Raw genomic sequence first — 5,955 nt, 5'->3', positions numbered from 1 at the left:
ACTTTGAGAAAGCCGCATGAATTGGAACTGGATTTGGTCGGGGTGACCCTTTCTATCAACGGAGAATTGAAAGATTTGGGCGCAGGCGCTACCGTGCTAGGTCATCCGGCTAATTCGGTAGCCATGCTGGCTAATATGCTTGCGTGCAGAGGTCGTAAGCTGAAATCAGGCCAATTAATTTTAACTGGCGGCATTACCGGAGCGCATCAACTGCAAGAAGGCGACGTCGACTCCGCAAAATGGGATGGACTCGGTTCGATTGACTTTACCGTTAAAGCGTAATCGTTTGAATGAAAAAAGCCCAGGACTGTTTCAACATAGTTTCTGGGCTCTAAACATCTTGGCAAAACGCTATTTTTAGAGATAAAGGCCTGTAGCGTAAAGAGACGTGATAGTAGTAGCAATCTCTTCAACAGAATGATGATGTTCGTTTCGAACAATTTCCCAAAGATACATTTCATTTGTGAAAAACCAACCCCGTGCAACAATCTCATCGTTTAATGTAGCTCTGGCTAGCCCATTTTGCTGTGAATAGGCAATGTCCATGGATATCCGCTGAATAAACTTTTCACGAATTGCCTTCCACTTATCCGAAATCACAGATGATACCCCAATGGCCTGTTCGAAGATTTGCATCATATTACGTTCAGCCTCTGCCATTTTTAAAAAAGAATAGGTTTGTTTATTAATGATTTGCTCTGCTTCATCTTTCGATTTTGGGAAGAAGGAGATCTCGGCAATTTCATAAAATTGCGCCATGACATTTTCCATTAATACGCATAGAAGATCCTCTTTTCCTTCAAAATGAACATAGGCTGTTCCGTACCCGATGTTTGCTTTTTTGATCATTTGAGAAATCGTTGCTTTTTGAAAACCTTCTTCAAGAAATACTTCCTTCGCAGCTTCCAACAACTTTTGACGTGTTGCGACTGAGCGTAGATGTCGTTTATCGCTTATTTTATCATTACTCATTCTAATTCCTCCCCAATTAATAATTATCTTCTAGAATATAAGTATTTCTTTGAAAATGAAAGATTTGTTTAGATAGAATCGTTTGGATAATAATATTGACATCGTGTCATATTCATTGATATGATGTCCCTAGAAAGAGTAATTTTAAATAAAGAAGGGGATGATACGGTGCTTTCGAATTTTTTTCAACCTACATTAGATTTCGCAAAACAATTAGACAAAGAGGATAATCTTTCTCATTTTCGAGAAGAATTTTATTTAAAACCTGATTCCATCTATATGGATGGGAATTCATTGGGGCTACTTTCGAGAAGAGCTGAACGTACACTCTTGGAATCTTTAGCCGATTGGAAAGAACATGGCATCGATGGATGGACGCAAGGGAATCATCCATGGTTTACCTTATCGGAGAAATTAGGCGAGTTGAGCGCACCGTTAATAGGAGCATCTCCTGACGAAGTTATTGTAACCGGTTCCACGACTGTGAATTTGCATCAGCTTGTAGCTACTTTTTATAAGCCTGAAGGGGCGCGAACCAAAATTTTGGCAGATGAACTAACGTTTCCATCTGATATTTATGCCCTTCAAAGCCAAATTCGCATCCATGGATACGATCCTGATACCCATCTCATCCGTGTGAAAAGTCGGGATGGCCGATTTTTAGAAGAAGATGATATCATCGAGGCTATGGCCGATGACATTGCTTTAATCATCTTGCCTACCGTTCTGTATCGCAGCGGCCAAATATTGGACATGAAGCGATTAACGGAGGAAGCTCATAGAAGAGGCATTTTAATCGGATTTGACGGATGTCATTCGATCGGGGCGATCCCGCATTCGTTTAGCGAATGGGATGTTGACTTTGCGTATTGGTGCAATTACAAACATTTAAACGGCGGACCTGGCGGTGTTGGAGGTTTATTCGTGAATCGGAAACATTTTGGAACTAACCCTGGATTGGCTGGATGGTTCGGGTCCAGAAAAGATAAACAATTCGACATGGAACATACGCTAACACCAGCTGAATCAGCGGGGGCCTATCAAATTGGAACGCCCCACGTATTAAGCCTTGCACCTTTATTAGGATCTTTAGAAATTTTTTCGGAAGCCGGTATTGCGAATATTCGCCAAAAGTCTCTTCAAATCAATCAATATTTAATGAACTTAATTGAACATGAGTTAGCAGATTATGGGTTCATCATTGGAAGTCCAAGAGAAGACGTACGTCGCGGAGGTCACGTAAGTCTTGAGCATGAAGAAGCTGCGCGCATTTGCAAGGCATTGAAAAAAAACAACGTGATTCCGGATTTCCGAGCACCAAACATTATTCGTCTTGCTCCGGTTGCGCTGTATACTTCGTATACAGAAGTTTGGGAAGTCATACAAATTTTCAAAAAAATCATGGCAGAAGAACAATACAAAATATTTCATAATGAACGTGAAGTCGTTGCATAGATAGCCTATTTAAAGAAAAAAGGGGATGAAATATGATAAATAAAAATGCACAATCGAATAATGGGAATGAACTAGAGGATGGGTTAAAGCGTGATTTAAAAACTAACCAGCTTACGATGATTGCCATGGGTTGTGCCATTGGGACGGGATTGTTCCTTGGCAGCGGGTTTGCAATTAAAACTGCAGGCCCTAGTGTTCTACTCAGTTATGGGATAGGAGCATTTATCGTATTGCTGTTAATGGGATGTTTAACGGAAATGACGGTCGCTCATCCAACTTCGGGATCTTTTGGAACGATTTCTGAAAAGTACATCAATCCCATGGCAGGCTTTCTTGTTCGGTATTCATATTGGATAGCAAATGTACTTGCTGTGGGGGTAGAAGTAAGCGCAATAGCCGTATATATGAAATACTGGTTTCCGACTGTGCCGGCAATTGTATGGATTTTATTGTTTGCCGCATTGTTAATTTATATAAATGCCAAAAGCGTTCATATATTTGGTACAGTTGAGTATTGGTTCTCTATGGTAAAAATAAGTGCCATAGTTGGTTTCATTCTTCTTGGATCCTATGTCCTATTTGGAACAGATCAGCCCAATATCGGACCTGGCAACCTAGTGAATGACGGAGGTTTTCTGCCTTTTGGCTGGTGGGGAATGTGGGTTGCTATCTTTATTTCTTTATTCAGCTTTCTAGGGACAGAAATGATAGCGGTTACAGCTGGGGAATCCAAAGATCCCGATGTAGCTGTACCTAAAGCATTGAAATCAACCGTATTCCGTTTGTCTACTTTCTATGTTTTGACCATTGGCATCATGCTAATGATTGTTCCGTGGAAATCAGCGGGGATCGATAAAAGTCCATTCGTAAAAGTAATGGAAATTTATAATATTCCAGGAGCATCTGGCATAATGAATTTTATTATTTTAATGGCTGCTTTATCGGCAATGAACAGTCAAATTTATGCTTCAACACGCATGATGTTTTCGTTATCACGAGGTAATCATGCCCCTGTCTTTTTGGGCAAAATTAATAGCAAAGGGGTTCCTATCAGTGCCCTTGCTGTTTCTACACTTGGGATTTTTATTGCTGCAGCCATTAATGCGATGCTTCCAGATTCATCCTATGCATTGATGATGGGAATTTCCATGTTCGGGGCTTTATTCACTTGGTTTATGGTGTTCATTTCTCATTTATTTTTCAGAAAAAAATGGGTGAAAATGGGAGGACGTCAATTGCCGGTAAGAATGCCTGGTTTCCCCTATTTAACGATCTTGGGAGTGGTTCTTCTAGGTAGTTTAATGATTTCTACATGGTTTACAGGTTTTAAAATTATGCTTCAATTCGGGATTCCATGGTTACTGTTTCTGTCTGCTGCGTATTTGGTTTGGAAAAAGAGGAACAGTAAAGAAAGGGACGGTACAGAATGAATAACAACGAACAAAACAAAAATATGGGGCTAGAAAAAGAAATTCAAACCGATTTTAGCAAAGCGATGTCCTACGGAGATTATCTTCATCTTGATAAGATTTTATCTAGTCAACATAGCTGTTCTGATCACCATGATGAAATGCTTTTCATCATTATCCATCAGGCTAGCGAGTTATGGATGAAGCTCATTTTACATGAGATGAAAGCTTCTATTCAGTGTATACGCAATAATGATTTGGAACCATCGTTTAAAATGTTGTCGCGCGTTTCGAGAATTCAGCAGCAATTGATTCAGTCATGGAACGTCCTCGCCACCTTGACGCCGGCTGAATACATGGAGTTTAGGGATAAATTGGGCCAATCTTCCGGATTCCAATCTTATCAGAATCGATTGATTGAGTTTGCGCTAGGAAACAAGAATGTTCATACATTATCCGTTTTTCAACATCAGTTCGATCTATACGAGCAAATGAAACAGTCACTTCATGAGCCAAGTATTTATGACGCGGCAATCAATGCTCTTGCGGCTCGGGGATTACCTATTGATCAAGAAGCTCTTCATAGGGATTGGTCGCAAAACTATCAACCAAATTACAGTGTGGAAGAGGCATGGCTGACAGTTTACCGCAATGTCGATCAATATTGGGATTTATATGAGTTGGCAGAGAAGCTAGTGGATATTGGAAGTCAGCAGCAATTATGGCGATTTAATCATATGACTACCGTGGAAAGAATTATTGGTCATAAACAAGGAACAGGTGGCTCATCAGGTGTTACTTATTTAAAAAGAGCTCTGGACCAACATTTCTTCCCGGAACTGTGGAGTCTAAGAGCGAAGCTATGAGATAAAATCGGAAGAAACGGAGGTAAGTTGCTTGGGGACATGGATTGATATTTCACAACCGCTGGACGAAAAGGTCGCAGTCTGGCCAGGGGACACACCCTTCACTTACAAAGTTAATTGGAGTAAAGAAGAGAGTGGATCTGTCAATGTAGGCCAAATCAACATGAGTATACACACCGGTACTCATATTGATGCACCTTTTCATTTTGATAATGAGGGAAAAAGAGTCATTGAATTGGATCTCGATTTATATATAGGAAGTGCCCGTGTCATCTATTTGCCTAACTATACATCCATTGGAGTGGGTGAAATATCCGGTATAGATTTAAAAGGAATTACCCGTCTGTTAATTCGTACTAACGCATGGAAGGATCGGCGTGTGTTCCCACAAACCATTCCTCACCTCCAACCAGAATTAGCGGCTTATCTTTCAGAACTCGGTGTTCGTCTTATTGGTCTTGATTTGCCATCTGTAGATCCAATAGATAGTAAAGAACTATCAGCCCATCATGAACTTGCCAGTCATGGCATTCACATCTTGGAAGGGCTCGTCTTAGACGATATTTTACCAGGTGATTATGAATTGGCAGCCCTCCCGTTACCATTAGTTGAAGCAGATGGAAGTCCGGTGCGTGCCGTGTTGAAAAAATATTAAAATTGAAAATGGAAAAATGAAATAACGAATTTATGATCAAAGCAGGCGGCGGCGCCTGCTTTTGTCATTGAATTAACGGTAGTTATACGAGCTGTGGAGTCATTACAAACTGAGAACGAGAGTTGAATAACCTCCATTAACACAGCAAGGCTGCAGTTTTACTGGCAGCCTTGCTGCGTTAATGGGGTTTAGCTGAGTGAATTCCCTTTTTATCGATTAGTGAGTTAAAGTAGTTCCTTATCACTAGAATCTACGTTGCTTTGAGTACACAACGTCAAAAAATTCGACAATACGGGTGAAGATTTAGAGGATTTGATTAGCATTGGGACCATTGGGCTGATTAAGGCAATTGAATCATTCTCGCCGAACAAGGGGACTAAGTTGGCTACATTTGCGGCACGGTGTATCGAGTACGAGATCCTCATGCATCTGCGCTCAATAAAGAAAACGCGCAAGGATGTATCCTTGCACGATCCGATCGGCACGGATAAAGAGGGGAATGAAATAACGTTGATCGACATCCTCGGAACCGAAGCCGATGATGTCGTGGATAAGGTGCAGCTAAAGATTGAGAAGAGCAAAATTTATAAGAATTTAG

6 protein-coding genes and 1 pseudogene are annotated in these 5,955 nt (G+C 40.7%); 6 read left to right on the top strand and 1 reads right to left on the bottom strand.

All coding sequences use genetic code 11. The features are described 5' to 3' along the window. On the top strand, positions 1-282 hold a 282-nt coding region (locus tag KQX66_RS36265; protein WP_216798369.1), incomplete at its 5' end, for a fumarylacetoacetate hydrolase family protein. A gap of 75 nt (positions 283-357) precedes the next feature. On the opposite strand, the gene KQX66_RS36260 is transcribed toward KQX66_RS36265, so the two are convergent. Further along, a complete protein-coding gene (locus tag KQX66_RS36260) occupies positions 358-972 on the bottom strand; it encodes a TetR/AcrR family transcriptional regulator (protein WP_216798368.1) in 615 nt (204 codons plus the stop codon). Between the two features lie 168 nt (positions 973-1,140). Here KQX66_RS36260 and kynU point away from each other — a divergent pair, with 168 nt between their 5' ends. From kynU to KQX66_RS36235, 5 genes and pseudogenes are all read left to right on the top strand, one after another. After that, a complete protein-coding gene (gene kynU, locus KQX66_RS36255; RefSeq protein WP_216798367.1) occupies positions 1,141-2,427 on the top strand; it encodes a kynureninase in 1,287 nt (428 codons plus the stop codon). Between the two features lie 32 nt (positions 2,428-2,459). Continuing rightward, complete coding sequence (locus tag KQX66_RS36250; protein ID WP_216798366.1) at positions 2,460-3,857, top strand: amino acid permease; 1,398 nt, start codon at positions 2,460-2,462, stop codon at positions 3,855-3,857. Continuing rightward, on the top strand, positions 3,854-4,702 hold the full coding sequence (gene kynA / locus KQX66_RS36245) for a tryptophan 2,3-dioxygenase (RefSeq protein WP_216798365.1): 849 nt from the start codon (positions 3,854-3,856) through the stop codon (positions 4,700-4,702). The genes KQX66_RS36250 and kynA overlap by 4 nt, the downstream gene beginning before the upstream one ends. A gap of 31 nt (positions 4,703-4,733) precedes the next feature. After that, complete coding sequence (gene kynB, locus KQX66_RS36240) at positions 4,734-5,357, top strand: arylformamidase (RefSeq protein ID WP_216798364.1); 624 nt, start codon at positions 4,734-4,736, stop codon at positions 5,355-5,357. Positions 5,358-5,624: 267 nt separating this feature from the next. Further along, positions 5,625-5,955, top strand: a pseudogene (locus tag KQX66_RS36235) (sigma factor); the annotation flags it as partial.

The sequence above is a fragment of the Paenibacillus oleatilyticus genome, from assembly GCF_018998565.1.
GTDB lineage: Bacteria > Bacillota > Bacilli > Paenibacillales > NBRC-103111 > Paenibacillus_G > Paenibacillus_G oleatilyticus.
Note: the sequence above shows the minus strand (reverse complement) of the source record. Positions and strands in the feature narration are given on the sequence as shown.